This window comes from Riemerella columbina (genome assembly GCF_030517065.1).
GTDB classification, from domain to species: Bacteria; Bacteroidota; Bacteroidia; order Flavobacteriales; family Weeksellaceae; genus Riemerella; species Riemerella columbina_A.
Genome location: NZ_CP103950.1, coordinates 1,082,771 through 1,106,802, shown reverse-complemented (window position 1 = coordinate 1,106,802; position 24,032 = coordinate 1,082,771). Strand labels below are relative to the sequence as shown.

Genomic DNA, 24,032 nt, shown 5'->3' with positions numbered 1-24,032 from the left:
AAATTGAAAGCAATTCACAACCCTTTACTCGTAAGAGAGTATTAGAAAGGTGTTGCGAACTATCCGCAAAAATAATAAAATTGAAAGCAATTCACAACTACTTTGGAAATGATGAGCTGGGCAAATCAGTTGCGAACTATCCGCAAAAATAATAAAATTGAAAGCAATTCACAACCTATATGCGTAATGTTCACGCGCCAGAATTGTTGCGAACTATCCGCAAAAATAATAAAATTGAAAGCAATTCACAACGAGGCGTTCCATTTGCCACCGATGGCTTTAGTTGCGAACTATCCGCAAAAATAATAAAATTGAAAGCAATTCACAACAAACTGTGGGATATCCATTTTTTGATTGAAGTTGCGAACTATCCGCAAAAATAATAAAATTGAAAGCAATTCACAACGAGGCGTTCCATTTGCCACCGATGGCTTTAGTTGCGAACTATCCGCAAAAATAATAAAATTGAAAGCAATTCACAACAGAGCTTCCACATCAAGTTTTTTGGAGAAAGTTGCGAACTATCCGCAAAAATAATAAAATTGAAAGCAATTCACAACACCTCAATGGGCAAGGTGTGAACAGCGTAGGTTGCGAACTATCCGCAAAAATAATAAAATTGAAAGCAATTCACAACTATTTTTATATGATAAATTATTTTATCTTTGTTGCGAACTATCCGCAAAAATAATAAAATTGAAAGCAATTCACAACCCCTAAGAAAGAATACACCGCCATTCTGATGTTGCGAACTATCCGCAAAAATAATAAAATTGAAAGCAATTCACAACGCTTTATTTGAAGGAATGCGAATGGCGTTTGTTGCGAACTATCCGCAAAAATAATAAAATTGAAAGCAATTCACAACCGCCTGTAATGATTTTTTTCATAATAAAAACGTTGTGAACTATCCGAAAAATAATAAAATTGAAAAGCAATTCACAACTTTTAACCTTAAATATAACAAAGTCTACGAGTTGCGAACTATCTGCAAAAGTAATAAAAACCTATAAAATTAAAAAACTGCTAGATTTAGCGGTTTTTGTTTTAATCTTCCTCGTTATGGTTATACATTTTGTTATAGAGTGGGAGGAATTTCTGTTTGATAATTTTTCTTTTGAGTTTTAGCGTTGGCGTGAGTAAGCCAGATTCTACCGACCACACTTCAGGGGTAAGTTCTATTTTTTTAATCTTCTCCCAGTTGCCTAATTTGGTGTTGAGATAATCTATTTCTTTCTCTATTCTCGCCTTAAATTCAGGGTTGGAAGCAATTTCTTGCGGTGTAGTACCGATGTTGATATGGTGGCGCTCCGCCCAGTGAATCGCGAAATTAAAATCAGGTTGCACCAAGGCACAAGGCATTTTTTCACCTTCGCCAACAACCATAATTTGCTCAATGAATTTGGACGCTTTCGCCATATTTTCAATGATTTGAGGCGCAATATATTTACCGCCAGAAGTCTTGAACATTTCCTTTTTTCTATCGGTAATATGTAAAAATCCTTCATCATCGATATGTCCAATATCGCCAGTTTTAAAATAGCCATCTTCCGTAAACGCCTCTTTCGTTTTTTCCTCATCTTTATAGTAGCCCTTCGTTACAGATAGACCTTTCACGGAAATTTCGCCATCGCCTTGGATTTTAACATCTAAATTCGGCAACACAGGACCTACAGTGCCTATTTTCATTTTCTCAAAAGTATTAACGGCAATCACAGGCGAAGTTTCGGTAAGTCCATAGCCTTCTAAAATCGGAATACCTGCATTTTGAAACAGCTTATTAAGCCTTGGCGAAAGCGCTGCCGAGCCCGAAATCAGCGTGATGATGTTACCGCCCAAACCTTCTCTCCACTTTTTAAACACCAGTTTATCGGCGATGATTTCCTTTAAAGTTTTAGGCTGTCCAATTTGCTTTTTCGCTTTATTAACTCCAAGCGCCCAGAGGAATATTTTTGATTTTAAACCACCAGCATTCACGCCTTTGTCGTAGATTTTATCGTAAACCTTTTCTATCAAACGTGGCACCACGGTCATATAATGAGGCTTAACTTCTTTAATGTTATCGCCCATTTTCTCAATACTTTCTGCGAAATAAATAGAAATACCGCTATTGATATAGAAATAAAATAACATTCGCTCAAAAATATGACATATTGGCAAAAAGCTCAAACTTCTAACCTCTTCATTTTTAGGATTTTTACTGATGATAATCGGGGTGGAAGCCTGCACATTGGCTACGATATTTTCGTGAGAAAGCATCACACCTTTGGGTCTTCCTGTGGTTCCAGAAGTGTAGATGATGGTGGCTAAATCTTCCGTTCTTATGCCGTCTTTTAGCGCTTCCACTTCCATTTGAGTGGCATCATCTTCACCCAAATCTAAAATTTCTGTCCAGTGTGCCGCTTTCTCTATTTTATCAAAAGTAAACACGCTGACTAAGCTTTCCACATGGGGTTTCACTTGGTTGATTTTCTCATAAAGCGCCTCATCAGAAACAAAGCAATATTTGATCTCCGCATTATTAAAAATATAAATATAATCCTCTACCGAAATGGTTGGGTACACAGGGACATTAACGGAGCCTATCTGCAAAATTCCCAAATCCATAACCGCCCACTCTGTACGATTATTGGAAGAAATTAGGGCGATTTTATCCCCTGGTTTTATACCTAATTTGAGTAAACCTCGGGACACTTTATTCCCCATATTGATAAACTCCAAAGTAGAGGTTTTTCGCCATTCTCCATTATATTTGGTCACTAATGCATCTTTTTTAGGGCTTTTTTCTAAAGCTTTATAGGCAAAATCGAATAATCTGGATACCGTCATAATCTTATATTTTTTAATCCTTAACTAATTCCCAAATATAAAACTATTTTTATGAAGACCAAAAATTTTTTGATTTTACCCAGAAAAATCTTATTTTTACCACCCTATAAAAAATCAAAACACAATGGATTTTAATTTAACAGAAGAGCAGCTTATGATACAGCAAGCTGCCAGAGATTTTGCACAAAATGAACTCCTTCCAGGCGTTATAGAAAGAGATAAAACCCAGACCTTCCCCACAGAACAAGTAAAAAAAATGGGCGAAATGGGCTTCTTGGGGATGATGGTAGACCCTAAATATGGCGGCGCAGGCTTAGATAGTATTTCCTATGTTTTAGCCATGGAGGAAATCTCAAAAATAGACGCTTCCGCGGCGGTGGTTATGTCGGTCAACAACTCTTTAGTGTGTGCAGGCTTAGAAAAGTACGCGTCCGAGGCGCAGAAGCAGAAATATTTAGTCCCTTTAGCCAGCGGCGAGGTCATTGGTGCATTTGCCCTCTCTGAACCCGAGGCAGGTTCTGATGCCACTTCCCAAAAAACAACCGCAGAAGACAAAGGCGATTATTACCTCCTCAACGGCACTAAAAACTGGATTACCAACGGCGGCAATGCCACTTATTACATCGTGATTGCACAAACGCACCCCGAGAAGGGGCACAAGGGCATCAACGCTTTTATAGTAGAAAAAGGCTGGGAAGGCTTTGATATTGGTCCTAAGGAGGACAAAATGGGAATTCGTGGTAGTGACACCCACTCCTTGCTCTTCACCGATGTTAAAGTCCCGAAGGAAAACCGCATTGGTGAAGATGGCTTTGGTTTTACCTTTGCAATGTCTGTGCTGAACGGTGGTCGTATTGGGATTGCCTCCCAAGCATTGGGGATTGCCAGCGGCGCCTATGAATTGGCATTAAAATACGCCAAGGAGCGCAAAGCCTTCGGCAAGGAAATCATTCAACATCAAGCCGTTGCGTTCAAATTAGCCGATATGGCAACCCAAATTACGGCGGCAAGAATGCTTTGTTTTAAAGCCGCTGCCGAGAAAGACCAAGGCTTAGACATCTCCGAAAGCGGTGCTATGGCGAAGTTATTTGCTTCCAAAACCGCGATGGATACGACGATAGAGGCGGTTCAAGTCCACGGTGGCTACGGCTATGTTAAAGAGTACCATGTGGAAAGACTGATGCGTGATGCCAAAATTACCCAAATCTACGAAGGCACTTCCGAAATCCAAAAAATCGTGATTTCCAGAAGCATTGCAAAAAAATAACACACCATTGCCTTGCCTTTACAATCGGAGGTGAGGCGCTTTTTTCATTAACATTAGGGCGTATCCCCCGCCAGCGCTCAGGCAGCTGCAGGGGTCGGGCTTTCGGCTTTATCTTTTTTCGTCGTTCCTCCTCAAAAAGGATATCGCCTCTATCCCTTACGCACCCAACTAACTTTTGACAATATTATTATGCTCAATTTTGAATTTAAAAACCCTACAAAAATCATTTTTGGCAAAGGCGAAATAGCCAAACTTAACCAAGAAATCCCACAAGATGCCCGTATTCTGGTGCTTTACGGCGGTGGGAGCATCAAAAAAAATGGTGTTTATGACCAAGTTAAAACCGCATTACAAGGCTTTAATGTCACCGAATTTTCAGGTATTCCTGCCAACCCAGAATACGAAGTTTTATTGCAAGCCCTTGAGGTCATTAAAAAGGAAAACATCAATTTTCTATTAGCCGTAGGCGGTGGCTCCGTGATTGATGGCACCAAATTTTTAGCCGCTGCAGCCAATTACAACGGAGAGCCTTGGGATATTTTAACCCAACCGTTTCGCCCTAACGAAGGTGAAGCGCTTCCTATCGGAACCGTCCTCACAATGCCTGCCACAGGCTCCGAGATGAATTCTGGCTATGTGATTTCTCGCCAAGAGACTCGGCAAAAGTTAGGTGGCGGCGGTCCAGGTTTGTTTCCGCAATTTTCTATTTTAGACCCTGCCGTTATTCAGAGTATTCCTAAACGCCAGATCGCCAATGGTATTACAGATGCCTACACGCATGTTTTGGAGCAATACATCACCTTCCCGAGTGCTGCCACGCTGCAAGAGCGTATGGCGGAGAGCATTCTCATCACGCTGCAAGAGGTTGCTCCAAAAATGATGAACGACCAATTTGATATAGATGCTGCTGGCAATTATATGTGGTGTTGCACCATGGCGCTCAATGGATTGCTGCGTTTGGGCGTTGCTACGGATTGGGCGGTACACGCTATGGGACACGAACTGACGGCATATTTTGGAATAGACCACGCCCGCACTTTAGCCATCATTGCCCCGCAACATTACCGCTATAATTTTGAAAGTAAAAAGGAAAAATTAGCCCAATATGCCTCTCGCGTTTGGAATATCCAAGAGGGTACCATCGAAGAAAAAGCACAAAAAGGAATTGCAAAAATGGAAGAATTTTTCCATTCATTGGGAATTAAAACCCGCTTGTCAGAATACACCGAAGATTATGAAGGTACTGCCGAAAAGGTTGAAAAAGCCTTTATAGAACGAGGTTTAGAGGGCATCGGCGAGCATAGAAACCTAACGCCACAAGATGCCAAAGCGATTGTAAAAATGACATACTAATTTCTAAAAAATAGGCATCATAATGGTGCTCATTTTTACACTTTTCACTGATTTCATTCATTTAAAAAATGCATCAATATTATGATTGATACCCATACACACCTCTATTCTGAGGCGTTTAACGAAGACCGCACCGAAATGATCCAACGAGCAAAAGATAAGGGCGTGACTCATTTTTTTCTCCCTGCCATCAACTCAGAATATCACCAAAATATGCTGGATTTAGAAGCGCAATATCCCAATGAAATATTTGCGATGATGGGGCTTCACCCTACTTATATAAAGCCTGAAACTTATCAAGAAGAAATGGCAATGGTCAAGAATTTCTTGCAACAAAGGTTTTTTTGCGCCATAGGAGAAATCGGCATAGATCTTTACTGGGACAAGAGCCATCTTGATCTCCAGCAACAGTGTTTCCGTGAACAAATCGACTGGGCGATAGAACTTGACCGCCCTATTGTGATCCATTCCAGAGATAGTTTTGATGAAACTTTTGAGGTTTTGGAAGAGAAAAAACATTCGCGTTTGCGAGGGATTTTTCATTGTTTCACTGGGACATTAGAACATGCTAAACACGCAATAGATCTCAATTTTGCCTTAGGTATTGGTGGTGTGGTAACTTTCAAAAATGGAAAAATAGACCAATTTCTCAATGAAATTCCTTTGGAACATATTGTTTTAGAAACCGATGCACCTTACCTCGCCCCCGTACCATTCAGAAGCAAAAGAAATGAATCTTCTTATTTAGAGTATGTTGCTGGTAAATTGGTGGATATTTATCAACTTCCTTATGAAACGATAAATCAAATAACCACCCAAAACGCCAAGTCTATTTTTGGAATTTCTTAATTTTTAAGGTTATTTTCGGTCTATTATACATTTAAGATAAAATATTGAATTGTAATTTAAAAACCATATGATTATAAATTTGATAAAACCAATTTAGAGAAACCTTAGCGATATTTTTTAGTATTATCCTAAGGTTTTACTTTGTGTTTTTTATCTTTGCAGAATATTCTAAAATACAGTAATGCACATCAATCTTAGTCAAAATAAACACCTTAAACTTTTTAAAATCATCTCAAAAGTGGCAGCCGATCGCGGACAATCGGTCTATGTGGTTGGGGGCTATGTTCGGGATTTACTGATGAAGAGAGCCGTGCCCACGGATATTGATTTTGTAACCGAACAAAGCGGCATCGATTTAGCAAAAGCTGTGGCTAACGCACTTTCTCCTGATTTGAAAGTCTCCATTTTCAAAAATTATGGTACCGCAATGTTTAAATGGAAAGGGGTAGAATTGGAGTTTGTAGGTGCAAGAAAGGAAAGTTATACCGAAAATAGCCGAAACCCCGAGGTGGAAGCTGGCAGTTTGGAAGACGACCAAAAAAGGAGAGATTTTACTGTAAATGCCATGGCGATTTCTCTTAATTCGGAGGATTTTGGTGCCTTGATAGACCCTTTTAACGGCAAAGAAGATTTGCAAAATAAAACACTGAGAACGCCTTTAGAACCTGTAAAAACCTACACCGATGACCCTCTAAGAATGATGCGTGCTATTCGCTTTGCCTCTACTCTTCAGTTTCAGATTGAGCCATCATCTTTAGCTGCGATTTCCCAAGAAGCCGAGCGGATTAAAATTGTTTCTGTAGAGCGGATTATGGTGGAATTTAATAAAATTATGAGTTCTGAAAAGCCTTCTATTGGCTTAAAGTTAATGGAGCAAACAGGACTGATGGCACTCATCATCCCAGAACTTACCGCCCTTAAAGGCATTGATGAAATTGATGGACAAACTCATAAAGACAATTTTTACCACACTTTGGAAGTGGTGGACAATATCTCCCAATACACTGATAATCTGTGGTTAAGGTGGGCAGCACTTCTCCACGACATCGGCAAAGCACCAACGAAAAAATTTGTTGAATCTACAGGTTGGACTTTCCACGGACACGAATTTATCGGTTCTAAAATGGTAAAACCACTGTTCCAACGCTTGAAACTTCCCTTAGGCAACGATTTAAAGTATGTGCAAAAAATGGTTAAACTTTCCTCCAGACCTATCGCCTTAATCACCGATGACACCTCTGATGCTGCGCTAAGACGCCTTTTATTTGATGCTGGAGAAGATTTGGAAGACCTTTTCACACTATGCAAAGCCGACATTACCACTAAAAACGCAAAAAAACAAGAGCGTTACAAGAAAAATTTTGAATATGTTGCTAAAAAAATAAAAGAAGTGGAAGAAAAAGACCATATTAGAAATTTTCAACCGCCTGTTTCTGGCGAGGAAATTATGCTATGGTTTGGGCTAAAGCCAGGTCGAGAAATCGGCATTTTAAAGGAAAAAGTAAAAGAAGCCATCTTGGAAGGCGAGATCCCCAATGATCCCATAGCCGCCAAAAATTTAGTATTCAAAGAAGCCGAGAAATTAGGGCTTTGAGGTGCGAGGAAAGCTGGTTATCAATTGATTAACCCCAATAACAGAATACCTTTTATGCTCCAAACTAAGCTTTGAAAGCAAAAAACGGTTTTTATCTGTTCCAGTTTTCCATTTACATCCACCATTGTCCCAGTAGAGAGAATGCCGAAGTCTACATCAAGCGGGTAAAATCCGTCATTACCAAATACGGAAAAGTCGCCATTATGCACATCACCGACAAGCAATTGAGCGACATTGAGTTTTTTTCCAAAAAGAAAGAAGATCCATTACCCACCAATTACTTTTTGATAGCATTAAAAAAAATTGAAAAGTTTAGGAGTAGGAGAATTTTTAAATCATTAAAAATAAAATCCTAAAAACAAAAACAACCTGCTTATTTTCAGTAGGTTATTTTTTGAGGTTGCGAACTATCGCAAAAGTAATAAAATTCAAAAGCCAGAGCGTAGAATTGGCGTTTTGTTATAAGTTGCGAACTATCGCAAAAGTAATAAAATTCAAAAGAGTTTTAAGTAAAAACTTTACCCCAAAATATAAAATAATTCCAATTTTTTTTATTATATTTACGAACTATAAAAAAAACAGAATAATTCACAAAATTAAAAATAATTTTAAATAATCATGGATACAATATTTTGGTATGCGTAAAAATTATGCAAGTTATGAATAATATGTTGGACATTACTTATCAACGGCTGAATGTCATTTTATTTGTAATTTGACACCCACTCATTACCAATTATTTTATTTTTAAGTATAGAAAATATAAAAAACTATATGAAAATTTGAAAAATAATAAATAAATCCATCAGCATTTAAAAATCAATTTTCCCTTAAAATAATAAATATTTTTATTAAATTTGCTACATAATTTTAATATGATGATAAAAAGATTTTTATTTACCTTAAGTTTCTGTTGTATCGCTTTGAGTTATGCCCAGAATATCAAATATGATGATTTTTTCGATGAAGGCAGTTTGAGGATTGACTTAATCCTTAGTGGAAACTATGAAAATGAGCAAGTTACACTCTACCAACTCAAACACGAACCTTATTATGGTGGAGGCACTGTTCACCAATTATTTTTCCCAGATTATGGCAATTATCGAATTTTAGCCAAAGATGAAACCACAGGACAATTGATTTTTTCGAAAGGTTTTAGCCCTATTTTTAAAGAATGGCAATCTACGGAAGAGGCTAAGCATCGCTATCGGACTTTTGAAAACACCATACAAATGCCTTATCCTAAGCATAATATTATTGTAGAAGTGCAGGCAAGAAACCGAGATGGAAAATTCGTTAATCTGTTTTCTGAAAAGATTTCGCCACAGGATATGCGTATTATCAACGAAAAGCCAACACCTTATAAAAGTTTGCGATACGGCAATCAACATCCTAAAAACGCAGTAGATATTGCAATTATTTCCGAAGGTTATACCGAAGCCGAAATAGAGAAATTTAACCAAGATGCTAAAAAATTCATCGATTATATGATGAAAATTCCGCCTTTTAATGCGCATCGCCAAGATTTCAATATTTACACCATCCAAGCACCTTCGGTAGAGTCTGGAACGGATATTCCTGGAGAAAATATTTATAAAAACACCGTGTTAAATTCTACATTTTACACCTTTGGAACACCGCGTTATTTGACTACACTTTCTCTTTTTAAAATTGCGGATATCGCAGCAAATGTACCTTATGATCAAATTTTCGTCATTGTGAATACTGATAGATATGGTGGCGGTGGCTTTTATAATGTGATGAACTTGGTTTCGGCTGATGATAGCACTTCGGATAAAGTTTTTGTCCACGAATTTGGGCATGGTTTCGTAGGTTTAGGTGATGAATATTATAATAATTCTGGAGGTACTGAAGATTTTTACAATCTAAAAGTAGAGCCTTGGGAACCCAACCTCACCACATTGGTTAATTTCAAGTCTAAATGGGCAAAACACATCGACAAAAACACGCCCATCCCTACTCCAAGAATTCCGATGTACAAAGACAAGGTAGGCGTTTTTGAAGGTGGAGGCTACACGCCAAAAGGCATTTATAGCCCTGCCTTAGATTGCAGAATGGCATCTAATGTGCCGCATGGTTTTTGCCCTGTTTGTACGGAGGCTATTGAAAAAACGATTGAATTTTATAAGCGATGATAAAACCCTAAAAAAGGAGCAAAAAAAATATTTTTTTTAATAAAAATAGTGTTTTAATAATAATTTAAAATTGATTTAATCTCTACCAAGTAAAAAACCAGCACAATTTAAAACTTTCATCCCTAAAAATAGTTTTAACTTATGTATATTTGCAAAATATAAGAGATAACAACAATATGAAATGTGGAATTGTAGGATTGCCCAATGTAGGGAAATCAACGCTGTTTAACTGCCTAAGTAACGCCAAAGCACAGAGTGCCAACTATCCTTTTTGTACCATAGAACCCAATTTAGGAACCGTGTCTGTGCCTGATCAGCGCTTATTTGAATTAGAAAAACTAGTCAATCCAGAGCGTGTGCTGCCTGCCGTGGTGGAGATTGTAGACATCGCAGGATTAGTAAAAGGTGCCAGCCGTGGCGAAGGTTTAGGCAACCAATTTTTGGCTAACATCCGTGAGTGTGAGGCGATTATCCATGTATTACGATGCTTTGAAAACGGAAACATCGTCCATGTAGAAGGCTCCGTAGATCCTGTAAGAGATAAGGAGATTATTGATATAGAACTTCAGCTTAAAGATATTGAAACACTAACCAAAGCAGTTGAAAAAGCTAAAAAATTCATTAAATCGGGTAAAAAAGAAGATATTCAGAAATACGAAACGCTAAAAAATATTTTAGAATTCGTAGAAAATGGCAGAAATGCTCGAGAATTTGAAACCGATGATATCACGCGTCCTATCATTGACGAAGTTCAATTGTTGACCAAAAAACCCGTGCTTTATGTTTGCAATGTGGATGAAAATTCAATAAAAAACGGCAACGAATGGGTAGCCAAAGTGGAAGAAATCGCTCAAAAAGAAGGTGCCGAAGTGGTCGTTTTAGCTGCACAAATAGAAGCCGACATCAATGAATTAGAAACCTTTGAGGAACGCCAAATGTTCTTAGAAGAATTGGGATTAGAGGAACCTGGCGTTAACCGTTTGATCAGAAAAGCCTACGAATTATTGAAACTCCAAACCTACTTTACCGCAGGCGTAAAAGAAGTCCGTGCTTGGACCATTGGCAGAGGCTGGACAGCACCACAAGCCGCAGGCGTAATCCACACCGATTTTGAAAAAGGCTTTATCCGTGCCGAAGTGATCAAATACGATGATTTCATCAACTATGGTTCCGAAGTTAAAGTGAAAGAAGCTGGAAAACTATCCGTGGAAGGTAAAGAATACATCGTTCAAGATGGTGATATTATGCACTTTAGATTTAATGTATAAAATTTAAAATTACTCGCGATAATTTATTGATTTCGTAAATTTAAAAATTCACAAAAAAAGCCATTTCAAATGATTTGAAATGGCTTTTTTAATCCAATGCAATAATTTTAAAAAGCTTCTATAATTTTAGAGAAATCCTCAATATTAAGCGCTGCACCTCCAATCAATCCGCCATCTACATCAGGCTGAGAGAATATTTCTTTAGCATTATTTGGTTTTACCGAACCGCCGTAGAGGATGGAAATTTCTTCCGCCACCTCGCGACCATACTTTTCAGCAATCAAATTTCTGATGTACGCGTGCACCTCTTGCGCTTGCTCTGCAGATGCCGTTTCGCCAGTACCTATCGCCCAAACAGGCTCATAAGCGATAACCACTTTTTTAATCTCTTCCGCACTTAGCGTAAATAGCGCCACTTCGGTTTGGTTTTTAATCACTTCTAAATAGCGACCTGATTTCCGCTCTTCAAGATTTTCACCATTGCAATAAATCGGCGTAAGCCCTCTATCCAAGAGGTTTTTAATCTTTCTATTGGCGTGACTGTCGGTTTCGCCGTGGTATTGCCTTCTCTCAGAATGCGCGATAATACTGCCATTGGCATCCACCGATTTCAGCATATCCGCCGAAATTTCACCTGTGTAAGCCCCACTTCCATACTCAGAAATATCTTGAGCATAAACGCCCACTTTCCCCTTCAGTAGGGCTTGGGCAGGGATAAGATACAATGCTGGTGGCGCAATCATAACCTCGCAATTCGGCTGATGATTTTGCGTGTACTCTAAAAGTTCATTCATCAATTGTTGAGCTTCAGGATAGGTTTTATTCATTTTCCAGTTTCCTGCAACGATATTTTTTCTCATTTTATAATGATTTAATTAGTTTAATTTCCAAATCGTTTTCATCAGTTGATAGAACTGATGCTCTCTTTCCGTGACTTCTTGATCAGCTTTTATCAAAGATTTTGCGAATTTCGCAAATCTCTTGCGCTCCTCTTCCGTAGAATCATCTAAAAAACAATGGGCATGGAATTCAAAATGATCTTTCCACGCTTCAGGTTGTAAATTTGCGATAATCGCCATCTCATTATCCAAATTCATTCTAAAAGGAAACTCTTCGGCTAAATACTCTCTAATAACCAAGCCTTCTTCTGGCTGAAATTCATAATCTACCGCCGAAAGTATCATCAATAAATGATAACCCGCTATAGATTTATTTGACTTTTGCATTATTTTATTTTTTAATTTTTAATGATTTTTTTATTGATTTATAAAATCTCGCGCTGGCATTTTATCTACAATTTTTCCTCGCTTTAGCACCAAAACAAAAGGATTACTTCTCGCAATTGTCTTTATTGCCGTGCCATCCATCAGCCCATTGGGCAATATTTTAAAAGTTTGAGGATTAGTAGAAATGCCATAAACGGTTATCTTTTTCAATTGAGCCACTTTTTCTTCCACATCGGCGAGGAGTTGCGCATCGGCGTGATCAGGCTGATATGAGAATACCAACACCGCTTTTGGCGCTGTTAATAGGCTGTCCGTAACATCTTCGCCCTGTTGATTTTCAATCTTAAACTTCACGATTTCAGATACATATCCTTGTTTCACCAATTGATTGGTGGTTTGATCTTCTTGGATTTCCCAATCTGGATTTTGCCAATAATTTTGGTTGATGTACTCATCTTGATTGACCGTAATCTCTGTTTTATTTTTCTTATTTTTGAGTGTATAGACAGTTTTATATTCTGAAGGATGAGCGGCAATTTTCTGTTTTTCACTAAGCAAATCCGTTCCTATTTTATAATCTCTAAAATCAATAGCAGGTTCATATCTCCAACCGTAAATCATCAGCCAAAGTCCGCTAATCAAGCCCAAAGCTAAAAAAGAATAGCGGTAAGATTGTGCTTTCGTAGAAAATTGATGTCGGTATAGCCACCCAATTAAAATCAATAAAGCTAATAAAATAATATCTTTCCAGAAACTTTGCCAAGGGCTCAGTTTTATTGCATCACCGAAGCAACCGCAATCTGTCACCACATGATAATACGCCGAGTAAAATGTCAAAAATGCAAAAAATAGACACAATATTGTTAAATATCTCAAAGTCCATTTCAAGCGAATATCAAGCAAAAGCATTAAGCCTAAGGCTATTTCTAACATCACCACAATGGCAGCGATTGGAAGTGCCCAAGCTTCTAAAAAAGGCAGGTCAAAGACTTGTGCAGAAAAATATTCTTCTAATTTAAACGCAAAACCTCGGATGTCAACCGCCTTTACACCGCCTGATAAGATAAATAAAAAGCCAACGGCAAATCTTAGCAATCGTTTAAGCATTCTCTTCGGTTATTTTCATTTTAATAAGACAAAACACCGCATAATTTAGCATATCGTAATAATTGGCATCTAAACCTTCGGATACCAATGTTTTTCCGTGATTATCTTCTATCTGCTTGGTACGCAGTACTTTCTGATAAATTAAATCCGTAATGGAAGACACGCGCATACTCCGCCAAGCCTCGCCATAATCGTAGTTTTTACGAAGCATCAAGGCTTTGGCTTTGTTTTTATAATCATCATAAGCCTCTAAAATTTGGGCTGTATCGGCTTCCAAATGTTCCGCTGTCCCCCACTCTAACTGCACTAATCCAATGATCGCATAATTGACAATGGCGATAAATTCTTCCTCCTCACTTTCATCTACCATCCGAACATCGGACTCTTGTAAAGTCCTGATTCTATTGACTTTAATAAAAATCTGATCGGTAATAGAGCTGGGGCGCATCACCCGCCAAGCGGCACCATAATCTTGTAATTTCTTCCTAAAAAGCTCTCGGCAGATGTGAAGTACCGCATCAAACTGTTGAGAAGTATCTTGCATAATTTCAAAAATAACCCTTCAAAGTTAAGTATTTCTTTTTAAATTTTAGAACTTTCGCTCTATAACATAAGTCAGCATTAGGCTTAACGATTTCTTAGCCTCGGATTCTGGAAACTCATCTAAAATAGCTTGCGCCCTTTGCTGGAAGTCCTTCATCATCCCTATGGCATAATCCAAGCCTCCCGATTTTTTCACAAAATCAATGAGTTCTTTCACACGCTTGGCATCGTTATTATAGCGTTTTATGCTGTTGTAATAGTATTTTCTATCTTTTTCGTTAGCGGTTTTTAAGGCATATATGAGGGGCAAAGTCATTTTTTGTTCCTTAATATCTATGCCCACAGGCTTGCCGATAATGTTATTAGACAGGTAATCAAACAAATCGTCTTTAATCTGAAATGCCATCCCAGTAAGGGTTCCGAAGGTTTTCATCTTTTGTGCCACCTCTGGAGCTACACCGTTAGAAAGCACCCCAACCTCACAACACGCCGCAATTAAAGTGGCTGTTTTTTGGCGGATAATTTCGTAATAAACCTCTTCTGTAATATCCAATTTTCGGGCTTTTTCCAGTTGAAGCAATTCGCCTTCGGACATCTCTCTAATGGTGTTGGAAATCACGGCTAAAAGATCAAAATCCTGATGATCTGTGGAAAGCAACACCGATTTTGAAAGTAAATAATCCCCCACCAACACGGCAATTTTATTCTTCCAAAGGGCATTGATGGAGAAGAAATTTCGGCGTTTAAAACTCTCATCCACCACATCATCATGCACCAAAGTTGCAGTGTGGATCAGCTCTATCATAGAGGCGCCACGGTAGGTTTTCTCATTCACCTCGCCCACCAACCGCGCGCACAGAAACACGAACATAGGGCGCATCTGTTTGCCTTTGGTGGTGACTATAAAGCGGGTTACCTTATCTAAAAGAGGCACTTTGCTCTTCATAGATTCATAAAACTTTTTTTCAAAAAGTTTCATTTCTTGGTTAATCGGCTTTTTAATTTCTTCTACTATATTTGCCACGGATGTTGTTTAGGGTAAAATAATTAAACAGTTTTAGAATTACAAAGATACATTATTTAAGTTTATGATATGGCAAAAAATAAAGCGGCTGTTTGGCATCGCTAATTTTAGTTTTGAAGCGTTCGCCAGAAATGTAGAGCCCTTTTGGTGTTGCGGTGATGCCTTCTATCTGTCCTAATTTAAAACTCATCCCAAGGTAATATTTTTTCGGTGGAGCTTCAAAAAAGCGGTTAGGCTGGGTTTCGGTAAAGACACTAAGGTAAACCTCTGCTTTTTTGGTATAGCCGATGATGTAAAGTTGTCCATTATAATAAGTAGCATCTGTTGCCAAATAACCTAAATGATAGGTTTCTAAGGGTTCTAAACTTTGCTTTTTTTCATCATCAAGGCGAAGTTCATAGTGCTTGGTATCATAAGATTGCCATTCTTTAGAAAAAATCTGAAGATGCCCTCGGTGATAAACCATCGACTCCGCATCGTAGTTGTTTTTCCTATTGAGCGGCTGCAATTCTTTCTGCCGCGCGTACTGAAAAGTATAGTATTGATCATAGTTTAGCGCTCCTTCTTCGGTGTACGGAATTCTATACACGCCCAAGTTCGTCCTGTTCCCCATATTATTCCCAATATCACCGATGTAGAGATTTTTGCCATCGTTGGTCACCGCTTCCCAATCGTAGTTTTTTGCATTGGTGGTTCTGCGTATAGCCTCCCCAGTTTCAGGGTTAATGATGTACAAATCTGGAGCATTGCCGCTATCATTAAACGAAATTAAATCGCCATCTATTTCGGTAAGTCCCGAAGTTTCATTGAGTGCATCTGCCAAACGCGTTATTCTGTATTTTTTCAATTTTAAAAATTGTAGTTCCTGCGCCTGAGAAGAATGAGCAAAAAAGAAGACAACAAAAGTGGCAAAAATTTGTGATTTGACCATAAAAATAAGTTACTTTGTGGTTCACAAAAATAAGAAAAACATTTTAAAAATGATAGATAAAATCAATGTTCGGGCTTATGGTATCTGCCTTAATGCGAAACAAGAAGTGCTTATTTTAAAGGAAAAATATGCTGGAATATCGCTCGTTAAATTCCCTGGCGGCGGCTTAGAATACGGCGAAGGACTGATAGAAACGCTGCATAGAGAATTTAGAGAAGAACTTAATTTAGAAATTGAAGTTTTAGAACATTTCTACACCCAAGAAGATTTTTTAATCTCTAAGTTTAGGGAAAACGAGCAACTTCTCACGGTTTATTATTTGGTAAAAGTGCTCAATATAGAAGCCCTACAAATCCACGAACCTAACATTGATCATGTAGACTGGCACCCAATCTCTGGCGAAAATATTTTCCCACTGCCCATAGATGCTCGCGTTTTTGAACGCTTGAAAGAGAGGTTTTTGTGATAAAGATTTAATATTCAAAATAGTTGGTAAAAACCTTTGGAACACTTTATAAAAAGATAAGCGAGATTTCTGTAAAAAACACCTATAGAACTGGTACACAAAACTCTAAGAGGGATTTAAAAATTTGATAGATTATAATTTGCTATCTTAATAATGGAAAATTATTGAGAATTAGAAATACTGCTCTGATGATGTCTTCCAGAAAGTTTAAGATAAAAATAGCGTATTTCCTAAACTTATAATAACAGACTTGGGCAAGTAGATTACTCTACTTGCCCGCATTCGTCTGCGGATTGGTTCGCACCGCTCCGCCTTTATGAGGCAAATATATAAAAATTTAAACTATAAACAATGTATTCTTACGAGGTAATGAAAAATGACAGCGGCACAAGTGCATTATTTCTTAGATGATTGACTTGTTATTTTAACCAATGAAGCCACTCTGCTTTCCAAAGAAAATTTTGATGCAAAAGCCATAGTGTGGAACTTTTATACGGCGCGCCTCCCCTTTCAAAATCTTAACTAAAAAAAATCCGAAAGTTTCTTAACTCTCGGATTTTTTTGGTATCAAATTTAGTCTTTCTACCTCGCGATGTTGACCGCTCTGGTTTCTCTAATCACTGTAATTTTAACTTGCCCTGGGTAGGTCAGCTCGTTTTGAATTTTTTCAGAAATGTCGTAGGAAAGTTGGGCTGCTACATTATCATTCACCTTGCCACTTTCCACCATCACGCGGAGTTCTCTACCCGCCTGAATGGCATAAGCGCTGGAAACCCCATCAAAACTCAAAGCTGCAGCTTCCAAATCTTTCAACCTTTGGATGTACGATTCCAATACTTGTCTTCTCGCACCAGGTCTCGCACCAGAAATACCATCTGCCACTTGAATAATCGGCGAAAGTAACGAGATCATTTCAATCTCATCGTGGTGCGCTCCTATGGCATTAACCACCTCTGGATTTTCACCAAACTTCTCCGCCCACTGCATACCGAGCAAAGCGTGTGGCAATTCCGATTCTTGCTCTGGCACCTTGCCGATATCGTGCAGTAAACCAGCTCTTTTCGCTAATTTAACATTAAGCCCTAACTCCGCAGCCATCGTTGCGGCGATGTTTGCCACTTCGCGAGAGTGCTGCAGTAAATTCTGACCGTATGAAGAACGGTATTTCATCCGCCCTACAATCTTCACCAATTCTGGATGAAGCCCATGGATTCCTAAATCTATAATGGTTCTCTTTCCGACTTCTATAATTTCTTCCTCTATCTGTTTGCGGGTTTTTTCCACCACTTCTTCTATCCTCGCAGGGTGGATTCTTCCGTCTGTTACCAAACGATGCAAGGAGAGCCTTGCGATTTCTCTCCTTACAGGGTCAAAACAAGACAGCAAAATGGCTTCTGGCGTATCATCAACGATGATTTCCACTCCTGTAGCGGCTTCCAAAGCGCGGATATTTCGCCCTTCTCTACCGATAATTCGCCCTTTAACATCATCAGATTCTATGTTAAATACAGATACCGAATTTTCTATAGCTTGCTCTGTACCAATCCTTTGGATGGTTTGGATTACAATTTTTTTGGCTTCGGTTTTGGCATTGAGCTGAGCCTCCTCCATAATGTTTTGTACATAAGCTTGGGCTTTGGTTTTGGCTTCGGCTTTCATAGCTTCTACCAACTCTTCTTTGGCTTCCTCCGCTGAATAGCCTGATACTTTTTCTAAAAGTTCCACTTTTTGAGCGATGGCTGCAGAAAGTTCCGCTTGTTTTTTCTCCATTTGCTCTTCCTTTCTGGAGAGGTCGCTGAGTTTTTTATCTAAATCTTTTTCTAATTTGCTCACCTTGCTGAGTTCTTCATTGAGTTTTTGCTCTTTGTCTTTGGTTCTTTTCTCAGCATCTTGCATTTTTTTCTCACGCTGTTGGATGTGGGCATCGTGTTCAGATTTAAGCTCTAAAAAACGCTCTTTAGCCTGTATGTTTTTTTCTTTTTTAAGGCTTTCTGCCTGCACTGAGGCTTTTTCTAAAAGGTTTTCTGCATTTTTCTTTGCATCTTCTATAATGAATTTTGCTCTTGAGTTGAGCGCACTCTTTGAATAAATTGTAGCCGCTACCGCACCTACAACCAGTGATATTATTCCTATGATAATTGCCGTTGTCATATTTTATTATTTATTAAATTATTTTTCTCTATTTTATTTATTTTTATATCTATTACTTTATTCTACTAAAAAACCTACAACTGTTCTTAGAGATTAAAAGAGTAAACTCCTAATCAACACGATTTGAGCTGAGTCCTCCTGTTTGTAATCCGAAAAATCTTCGGCACGCCATTCAGAAAGCATTCACTCGGTATTTTTTTAGCGTTGAGTTTACCTTTTTGTGTTAGAACAATTGTAGGCTAAAGATTGAGGCGGTTTTTTCACCCACCTTTTTAATCATTTTCTAAAAGCACGCTGAGCGCTTCTATTTTTCTTTGAAAATATTCAATATTTTTATCACCATTTTGCTTCGCTACTTCGGCGTTGGTTCCTAATTTTAGGGCACACATAGCCAAAGCATCTTGTTTGTCTTGAATGGCAAAATTGGCTTCAAATTCTTTAATCATCGCCTCTATTTGCTTCCCTACCATACGCAACGTACCTTCCTCAGCGGCAGGCACATTGAGCGGATACAACCGCCCCGCAATACTGATATTGATTCTGCGCATTTCCATTACAATCCACTATTCTGAAGCTGTGCAATACAAGCATCAATCTCCTTCACCAAACGATTGATATGGTTTTTCATCAACCGATTATGCTCTGGATTACCTGATATTGCAGAGACTAATTTTATATCTTTATATTCTTCTATCAACTCTTGATGCGCCTTCTTCTCTTCATCTAACCGTTCTTTCAAATGGGTATGGCTGGCTAAAAGTTCATCATATTCTGCCTTAAGTTTCTGATAGTCTTTCTTTAATTCTACTATCTTCGTTTCTAAACCCGAAAAATGAAGTTCTAATTCTTTTAGCATCTCAAGAGGGTGTTCTAACCTTGACACAAAAGTATGAAAAATTATTGGGTTAATAAAGCATTTTGATGATAATTTTTGGCCTCTCCCCTTTAAGTTATAGAATATGAGGCTTTTTTGAGTTTTAACATAACTTTAACAACAGCTTTCTGATTTTTGGAATTATTATTGCAACTTACCAAGCACAAACCTAAAAAAATACATTGACAATGAGTTATTCTAACGAGGCTGAAAAAGCCCTCAATCAAGCTAAAGAAACAGTAGAAAATGCGGCTCAGAACGCTAAAGATAAAGCGCAAGAATACGCCAACCATGTGAGGGAATACCTCCGCGAACAAAAAGAAAAGAACGCCACAGCCAGCCAAGAAGATTTTTTTGAAAAGATGAAATCTAAAATGGCAGATGCGTGGGAAGATACCAAAGATGCTTTCTCTGAAGCGTGGGAGAAAACCAAAGACGCCTCGGAAGATGTAAAAGCCGAAATCCGAAAAGCGACCAACTAAAATTAAGTTTTTATTTCATAAGTTTTGTAAGAAAGAGCCGAAAATATTTTGGCTCTTTTTTGTTTTATGGCATATATTTTCTTACTTTTGTTTAAAATAAATACTATGTCATACGGATTATTAAAAGGAAAAAAAGGAATTATCTTCGGCGCGCTTAACGAACAATCTATCGCTTGGAAAGTGGCTGAGCGATGCCACGAAGAAGGCGCCGAATTCATCTTATCTAATGCCCCTATCGCAATGAGAATGGGCGAATTGAATGCTTTGGCGGAGAAAACCAACTCGGAGGTTATCGGGGCAGATGCCACTTCCACCGAGGATTTAGAGAAATTATTTGATGCCGCTATTGAGAAATTTGGCAAATTGGATTTTATCCTGCACTCCATCGGGATGTCTGTGAATGTGAGAAAAGGAAAACCTTATACCGACCTCAATTACAGCTTTTTAGAAAAAGGTTGGGATGTTTCTGCCGTTTCATTTCATAAAGTGATGAAAACCGCTTGGGATAAGGATTGTATGAATGAATGGGGCTCTATTTTAGCGCTAACCTACATCGCAGCACAGCGAACTTTCCCTGATTATAACGATATGGCGGACAACAAAGCCTATCTTGAAAGTATTGCCAGAAGCTTTGGCTACTACTGGGGCGAAAGAAAAGTGCGTGTGAACACCATTTCTCAGTCCCCTACGCCTACCACAGCAGGTAGCGGCGTGAAGGGCTTCAGCGGATTTTTAGGCTACGCCGAAGATATGTCGCCATTGGGGAATGCCACCGCGTTAGAATGTGCCAACTATTGCGTGGCTATGTTTTCGGATTTAACGAGAAAAGTGACTATGCAAAACCTCTTCCACGATGGTGGTTTTAGCAACACTGGCGTTTCTCAAAAAGTGGTAGACAAATACGATCACGAAGCTTAATTTTTTAAACCAAACCTTTAGCATATAAAAAACCTCAGCATCTGCCGAGGTTTTTTTATTGATATATATTCAAAATTCTATTTTACATATGAATAGCGCGCTTGCCTGTAGCATCTAAAGCGGCTTCTTTAATCGCTTCTGTAAAGGTTGGGTGAGCGTGAGAAATTCTAGCAATGTCCTCTGCACTGGCACGGAATTCCATTGCCACTACAGCTTCGGCAATCATATCCGCTGCACGAGCACCAATCATATGAACGCCTAAAACCTCATCGGTTTTCTCATCGGCTAAGACTTTAATTAGGCCGTCAATATCACCACTGGCACGGCTTCTACCCAAAGCTCTCATTGGGAAACTTCCCACTTTGTAAGCCACACCTTCTTCTTTTAGTTGCTCCTCGGTTTTACCAACGCCTGCCACCTCTGGCCAAGTGTAAACCACGCCTGGGATTAGGTTGTAGTTGATATGCGGCTTCTGCCCAGCCAAAGTTTCTGCCACAAAAACGCCTTCTTCCTCCGCTTTGTGAGCGAGCATCGCGCCTTTTACGACATCACCAATGGCATAAATATTCGGTACATTGGTTTGCAGGTGGTCGTTCACTTTTACTCTGCCTCTTTCATCTAACTCCACGCCTGCATTTTCTAAGCCTAAACCATCGGTATAAGGCCTTCTCCCCACAGACACCAAGCAATAATCGCCTTCCACGCTTACTTCTTGTCCTTTTTTATCCGTTGCGGTAACCTTCACCACATCGCCTTCTCTGGAAACAGCGGAAACAGCGGTAGAAAGCATAAATTTAATGCCTTGTTTTTTCAATACCTTTTGAAGTTCTTTAGAAAGGCTACCGTCCATCCCTGGGATAATCTTGTCTAAATACTCAATTACCGTTACTTCCGAACCCAATCTTTTGTAAACAGACCCCAATTCTAAGCCAATAACGCCACCACCAATCACGATGAGATGTTTCGGAATTTCTTTAAGGTTAAGGGCTTCTGTAGAGGTAATCACACGCTCTTTATCTATTGTAATGAAAGGCAATGACGAAGGTTTAGAACCTGTGGCAATAATGGTGTTTTTAGATTCTATAGTCTCTGAACTGCCATCTTTTTTGGTGATTTTAATTTTGGTATTAGACTCAAAGCTTCCTGTTCCTTCAAAAACGGTAATTTTGTTTTTATCCATTAGGAAGTTGATACCCTTAGTCGTTTGCTCTACCACCTCGTTTTTTCTGGCGACCATTCGGGCTAAATCAGCTTGAGGTTCATTGATGATAATACCGTGATTTTCAAAATTATGCTTTGCATTTTCAAAATGTTCGGAACTATCTAAAAGCGCTTTGGAAGGGATACAGCCCACATTTAGGCAGGTCCCACCAAGGGTTGAATATTTTTCTATAATAGCGGTTTTGAAACCTAATTGTGCACAGCGTATGGCGGCTACATATCCGCCAGGTCCAGAACCGATAACGGTAACATCAAACTGACTCATTATTGTTTTATTTTATGATTGTTTTTAATTTTGACAAAAGTAATAAATTTTATATTAACCACCAATTAAATCCTCTGGTGGCATTTCATCACATCAAGTTTTAGCTGATGCGCTCCATCAACGCCATATAGAAGCCATCATAACCATCACTCGGCCATTGGTGGTGGTCTTTTATCAGCTTAAATTGAGGATTTCCCTCTAAAAATGCGGCGACTTGTTTTTCATTTTCTGATGGTAAAATGGAACAAGTGGCATACACCATTTTCCCGCCCACCTTTAGAATTTTAGAGTAATCCTGAAGAATAGCAGCTTGCTCTTTTCTAATGCGAGCGATAAAATCCGCATCTATTTTCCACTTGCTGTCAGGGTTTCTTTTGAGAACCCCCAAGCCCGAACATGGCACATCTAACAGCAATCTATCGGCTTTGTTATAAAGTCTTTTAATCACTTTGTGGTCAGAAATCCATCGGGTCTCTATATTATGCGCTCCTGCCCTTTTGGCACGGCGCTTGAGCTCTGCCAGCTTCCATTCAAAAATATCCAGAGCGATAATTTGTCCTTTATTGCCCATTTTCGCAGCGAGGTGTAGCGTTTTCCCCCCTGCACCAGCACAAGCATCTACCACGCGCATCCCTTCTTTCACTTCTAAAAAGGCAGCAATAAGCTGAGAACCTGCATCTTGAACTTCAAACAAGCCATCTTTAAATGCTGTGGCTAGGAATACATTTTTACGTTCTTCCAATTGCAAAGCATCAGGATATTCACGCAACGCAACGGCGGTTACACCTTCATCATTTAAATCAGCGATGAGTTCTTTCACATTGGTTTTTAGCGTATTAGCTCTTAGCACAATCGGGGCTTGTTGGTTGAGGGCTTGCATTTCTCGCTCCCAATTTCTGCCCAACTCTTGCTCCAAAGTTTCGGCTAACCATTCCGGAATGGCGTATTCTATGGCTTTGGTGGGCAAGGTTCCTTTTTTGAGCTTCGCAATCACATCCGAAATTTTAATGCCATTAAATTCTTCAAACTTCTTATAATGCGTGTCGCTCCACAACAGATAAGCCAAAATCAACTTATAAATATTATTGGGTTTGGCGCCTTCCCCTATGTAATATTCCAAACGCCTTTTCCAGCGGATGATGTTATAAAAAATCTCAGAAACCACTGCTCTATCTTGGCTTCCCCATTTTTTATGCGCTTTTAGTAGGCGCTCTATCACCTTGTCTGCGTATTTATTTTTCTCAAAAAAAGTCTCTTGTAGGGCATCGTGAATGCCGATGAGTAAATTGCGGTGTACTAATTCCATTGTTATTCTAAATTTAGAAAGCCTCTGTTGAATATCTAAAACCTCGGCGTTTCTTTAATTTGCAAAAGTAGGGAATTTATCATAGATATAGCTATTTTTTGTTGAGACATTAGCATAAGCCATTCTTATTTAAAAACGGTAATTTTTTCTTATTTCGCGCCGTCATTTTTCGTTCTAAAAGTGCCATTCTGTCAGAAAAACC

The 24,032-nt window shown here is 38.8% G+C and carries 21 protein-coding genes, 1 pseudogene and 1 CRISPR repeat array (1 of these 23 cut by a window edge); of the genes and pseudogenes, 10 read left to right on the top strand and 12 right to left on the bottom strand.

All coding sequences use genetic code 11. The features are described from left to right. Positions 1 to 946: a CRISPR direct-repeat array (repeat unit 47 nt; unit sequence GTTGCGAACTATCCGCAAAAATAATAAAATTGAAAGCAATTCACAAC) (it extends 565 nt beyond the left edge of the window). Positions 947 to 1,047: 101 nt separating this feature from the next. Beyond that, positions 1,048 to 2,829 carry an AMP-dependent synthetase/ligase gene (locus NYR17_RS05290; protein ID WP_302504698.1) on the bottom strand — a complete coding sequence of 594 codons (1,782 nt, stop codon included), beginning with the start codon at positions 2,827 to 2,829 and terminating at the stop codon, positions 1,048 to 1,050. A gap of 124 nt (positions 2,830 to 2,953) precedes the next feature. Here NYR17_RS05290 and NYR17_RS05285 point away from each other — a divergent pair, with 124 nt between their 5' ends. From NYR17_RS05285 to ychF, 7 genes and pseudogenes are all read left to right on the top strand, one after another. Beyond that, positions 2,954 to 4,096, top strand: a complete 1,143-nt coding sequence (locus NYR17_RS05285; protein ID WP_302504697.1) for an acyl-CoA dehydrogenase — start codon at positions 2,954 to 2,956, stop codon at positions 4,094 to 4,096. A gap of 189 nt (positions 4,097 to 4,285) precedes the next feature. Next, positions 4,286 to 5,449, top strand: a complete 1,164-nt coding sequence (locus NYR17_RS05280; protein WP_302504696.1) for an iron-containing alcohol dehydrogenase — start codon at positions 4,286 to 4,288, stop codon at positions 5,447 to 5,449. 81 nt (positions 5,450 to 5,530) lie between these two features. Continuing rightward, positions 5,531 to 6,298 (top strand): TatD family hydrolase, encoded by a 768-nt coding sequence (locus NYR17_RS05275; RefSeq protein ID WP_302504695.1) that lies wholly within the window; start codon positions 5,531 to 5,533, stop codon positions 6,296 to 6,298. Positions 6,299 to 6,479: 181 nt separating this feature from the next. Next, on the top strand, positions 6,480 to 7,892 hold the full coding sequence (locus NYR17_RS05270) for a CCA tRNA nucleotidyltransferase (RefSeq protein ID WP_302504694.1): 1,413 nt from the start codon (positions 6,480 to 6,482) through the stop codon (positions 7,890 to 7,892). A gap of 83 nt (positions 7,893 to 7,975) precedes the next feature. Next, a pseudogene (cas2, locus tag NYR17_RS05265) lies at positions 7,976 to 8,248 on the top strand (CRISPR-associated endonuclease Cas2); the annotation flags it as partial. Between the two features lie 519 nt (positions 8,249 to 8,767). Beyond that, the gene (locus tag NYR17_RS05260) at positions 8,768 to 10,048 is read left to right on the top strand and encodes a M64 family metallopeptidase (protein ID WP_302504693.1); all 1,281 of its coding nucleotides are present in this window, start codon (positions 8,768 to 8,770) and stop codon (positions 10,046 to 10,048) included. A gap of 176 nt (positions 10,049 to 10,224) precedes the next feature. Then, positions 10,225 to 11,316 (top strand): redox-regulated ATPase YchF, encoded by a 1,092-nt coding sequence (gene ychF, locus NYR17_RS05255; protein ID WP_302504692.1) that lies wholly within the window; start codon positions 10,225 to 10,227, stop codon positions 11,314 to 11,316. A 107-nt stretch (positions 11,317 to 11,423) separates the two neighbouring features. On the opposite strand, the gene tpiA is transcribed toward ychF, so the two are convergent. The 6 genes from tpiA to NYR17_RS05225 are packed head-to-tail and all read right to left on the bottom strand — an operon-like array spanning position 11,424 to position 16,147. Further along, a complete protein-coding gene (tpiA, locus tag NYR17_RS05250) occupies positions 11,424 to 12,176 on the bottom strand; it encodes a triose-phosphate isomerase (protein ID WP_302504691.1) in 753 nt (250 codons plus the stop codon). 15 nt (positions 12,177 to 12,191) lie between these two features. Further along, entirely contained in the window at positions 12,192 to 12,542 is a 351-nt protein-coding gene (locus tag NYR17_RS05245; RefSeq protein ID WP_302504690.1) for a TerB family tellurite resistance protein, read from the bottom strand. A 30-nt stretch (positions 12,543 to 12,572) separates the two neighbouring features. Continuing rightward, positions 12,573 to 13,649: a BT_3928 family protein gene (locus NYR17_RS05240; protein WP_302504689.1), complete on the bottom strand. Its 1,077-nt coding sequence runs from the start codon at positions 13,647 to 13,649 to the stop codon at positions 12,573 to 12,575. Continuing rightward, positions 13,642 to 14,193 carry a DUF1599 domain-containing protein gene (locus tag NYR17_RS05235; protein ID WP_302504688.1) on the bottom strand — a complete coding sequence of 184 codons (552 nt, stop codon included), beginning with the start codon at positions 14,191 to 14,193 and terminating at the stop codon, positions 13,642 to 13,644. Before NYR17_RS05235 ends, NYR17_RS05240 begins: the two co-directional genes overlap by 8 nt. A gap of 45 nt (positions 14,194 to 14,238) precedes the next feature. Further along, the gene (locus NYR17_RS05230; protein WP_302504687.1) at positions 14,239 to 15,216 is read right to left on the bottom strand and encodes a polyprenyl synthetase family protein; all 978 of its coding nucleotides are present in this window, start codon (positions 15,214 to 15,216) and stop codon (positions 14,239 to 14,241) included. Between the two features lie 52 nt (positions 15,217 to 15,268). Then, positions 15,269 to 16,147 (bottom strand): hypothetical protein, encoded by an 879-nt coding sequence (locus NYR17_RS05225; protein ID WP_302504686.1) that lies wholly within the window; start codon positions 16,145 to 16,147, stop codon positions 15,269 to 15,271. Positions 16,148 to 16,196: 49 nt separating this feature from the next. On the opposite strand from NYR17_RS05225, the gene NYR17_RS05220 reads away from it, so the two are divergent. Next, the gene (locus NYR17_RS05220; protein WP_302504685.1) at positions 16,197 to 16,613 is read left to right on the top strand and encodes an NUDIX hydrolase; all 417 of its coding nucleotides are present in this window, start codon (positions 16,197 to 16,199) and stop codon (positions 16,611 to 16,613) included. 582 nt (positions 16,614 to 17,195) lie between these two features. On the opposite strand, the gene rny is transcribed toward NYR17_RS05220, so the two are convergent. The 3 genes from rny to NYR17_RS05205 form a co-directional block, all read right to left on the bottom strand. Beyond that, complete coding sequence (gene rny / locus NYR17_RS05215; RefSeq protein ID WP_302504684.1) at positions 17,196 to 18,764, bottom strand: ribonuclease Y; 1,569 nt, start codon at positions 18,762 to 18,764, stop codon at positions 17,196 to 17,198. 272 nt (positions 18,765 to 19,036) lie between these two features. Then, on the bottom strand, positions 19,037 to 19,318 hold the full coding sequence (locus tag NYR17_RS05210; protein ID WP_302504683.1) for a cell division protein ZapA: 282 nt from the start codon (positions 19,316 to 19,318) through the stop codon (positions 19,037 to 19,039). Beyond that, complete coding sequence (locus NYR17_RS05205) at positions 19,318 to 19,620, bottom strand: hypothetical protein (RefSeq protein ID WP_302504682.1); 303 nt, start codon at positions 19,618 to 19,620, stop codon at positions 19,318 to 19,320. The genes NYR17_RS05210 and NYR17_RS05205 overlap by 1 nt, the downstream gene beginning before the upstream one ends. A 206-nt stretch (positions 19,621 to 19,826) precedes the next feature. Between NYR17_RS05205 and NYR17_RS05200 the strand changes: the two genes are divergently transcribed. Next, on the top strand, positions 19,827 to 20,120 hold the full coding sequence (locus NYR17_RS05200; RefSeq protein WP_302504681.1) for a hypothetical protein: 294 nt from the start codon (positions 19,827 to 19,829) through the stop codon (positions 20,118 to 20,120). Positions 20,121 to 20,225: 105 nt separating this feature from the next. Beyond that, the gene (locus tag NYR17_RS05195) at positions 20,226 to 21,038 is read left to right on the top strand and encodes an enoyl-ACP reductase FabI (protein WP_302504680.1); all 813 of its coding nucleotides are present in this window, start codon (positions 20,226 to 20,228) and stop codon (positions 21,036 to 21,038) included. Positions 21,039 to 21,120: 82 nt separating this feature from the next. Here NYR17_RS05195 and lpdA read toward each other — a convergent pair whose 3' ends face one another. Together lpdA and NYR17_RS05185 are read right to left on the bottom strand one after the other, a co-directional pair. Beyond that, a complete protein-coding gene (gene lpdA / locus NYR17_RS05190; RefSeq protein WP_302504679.1) occupies positions 21,121 to 22,524 on the bottom strand; it encodes a dihydrolipoyl dehydrogenase in 1,404 nt (467 codons plus the stop codon). A gap of 100 nt (positions 22,525 to 22,624) precedes the next feature. Then, the gene (locus NYR17_RS05185; RefSeq protein ID WP_302504678.1) at positions 22,625 to 23,830 is read right to left on the bottom strand and encodes an RsmB/NOP family class I SAM-dependent RNA methyltransferase; all 1,206 of its coding nucleotides are present in this window, start codon (positions 23,828 to 23,830) and stop codon (positions 22,625 to 22,627) included. Positions 23,831 to 24,032 lie beyond the last annotated feature (202 nt).

What these genes read in the sequence shown, in the direction of transcription:
- NYR17_RS05290 (WP_302504698.1), bottom strand. Translation starts at nt 2,829, where the DNA reads ATGACGGTATCCAGATTATTCGATTTTGCCTATAAAGCTTTAGAAAAA.
- NYR17_RS05285 (WP_302504697.1), top strand. Translation starts at nt 2,954, where the DNA reads ATGGATTTTAATTTAACAGAAGAGCAGCTTATGATACAGCAAGCTGCC.
- NYR17_RS05280 (WP_302504696.1), top strand. Translation starts at nt 4,286, where the DNA reads ATGCTCAATTTTGAATTTAAAAACCCTACAAAAATCATTTTTGGCAAA.
- NYR17_RS05275 (WP_302504695.1), top strand. Translation starts at nt 5,531, where the DNA reads ATGATTGATACCCATACACACCTCTATTCTGAGGCGTTTAACGAAGAC.
- NYR17_RS05270 (WP_302504694.1), top strand. Translation starts at nt 6,480, where the DNA reads ATGCACATCAATCTTAGTCAAAATAAACACCTTAAACTTTTTAAAATC.
- NYR17_RS05260 (WP_302504693.1), top strand. Translation starts at nt 8,768, where the DNA reads ATGATGATAAAAAGATTTTTATTTACCTTAAGTTTCTGTTGTATCGCT.
- ychF (WP_302504692.1), top strand. Translation starts at nt 10,225, where the DNA reads ATGAAATGTGGAATTGTAGGATTGCCCAATGTAGGGAAATCAACGCTG.
- tpiA (WP_302504691.1), bottom strand. Translation starts at nt 12,176, where the DNA reads ATGAGAAAAAATATCGTTGCAGGAAACTGGAAAATGAATAAAACCTAT.
- NYR17_RS05245 (WP_302504690.1), bottom strand. Translation starts at nt 12,542, where the DNA reads ATGCAAAAGTCAAATAAATCTATAGCGGGTTATCATTTATTGATGATA.
- NYR17_RS05240 (WP_302504689.1), bottom strand. Translation starts at nt 13,649, where the DNA reads ATGCTTAAACGATTGCTAAGATTTGCCGTTGGCTTTTTATTTATCTTA.
- NYR17_RS05235 (WP_302504688.1), bottom strand. Translation starts at nt 14,193, where the DNA reads ATGCAAGATACTTCTCAACAGTTTGATGCGGTACTTCACATCTGCCGA.
- NYR17_RS05225 (WP_302504686.1), bottom strand. Translation starts at nt 16,147, where the DNA reads ATGGTCAAATCACAAATTTTTGCCACTTTTGTTGTCTTCTTTTTTGCT.
- NYR17_RS05220 (WP_302504685.1), top strand. Translation starts at nt 16,197, where the DNA reads ATGATAGATAAAATCAATGTTCGGGCTTATGGTATCTGCCTTAATGCG.
- rny (WP_302504684.1), bottom strand. Translation starts at nt 18,764, where the DNA reads ATGACAACGGCAATTATCATAGGAATAATATCACTGGTTGTAGGTGCG.
- NYR17_RS05210 (WP_302504683.1), bottom strand. Translation starts at nt 19,318, where the DNA reads ATGGAAATGCGCAGAATCAATATCAGTATTGCGGGGCGGTTGTATCCG.
- NYR17_RS05205 (WP_302504682.1), bottom strand. Translation starts at nt 19,620, where the DNA reads ATGCTAAAAGAATTAGAACTTCATTTTTCGGGTTTAGAAACGAAGATA.
- NYR17_RS05200 (WP_302504681.1), top strand. Translation starts at nt 19,827, where the DNA reads ATGAGTTATTCTAACGAGGCTGAAAAAGCCCTCAATCAAGCTAAAGAA.
- NYR17_RS05195 (WP_302504680.1), top strand. Translation starts at nt 20,226, where the DNA reads ATGTCATACGGATTATTAAAAGGAAAAAAAGGAATTATCTTCGGCGCG.
- lpdA (WP_302504679.1), bottom strand. Translation starts at nt 22,524, where the DNA reads ATGAGTCAGTTTGATGTTACCGTTATCGGTTCTGGACCTGGCGGATAT.
- NYR17_RS05185 (WP_302504678.1), bottom strand. Translation starts at nt 23,830, where the DNA reads ATGGAATTAGTACACCGCAATTTACTCATCGGCATTCACGATGCCCTA.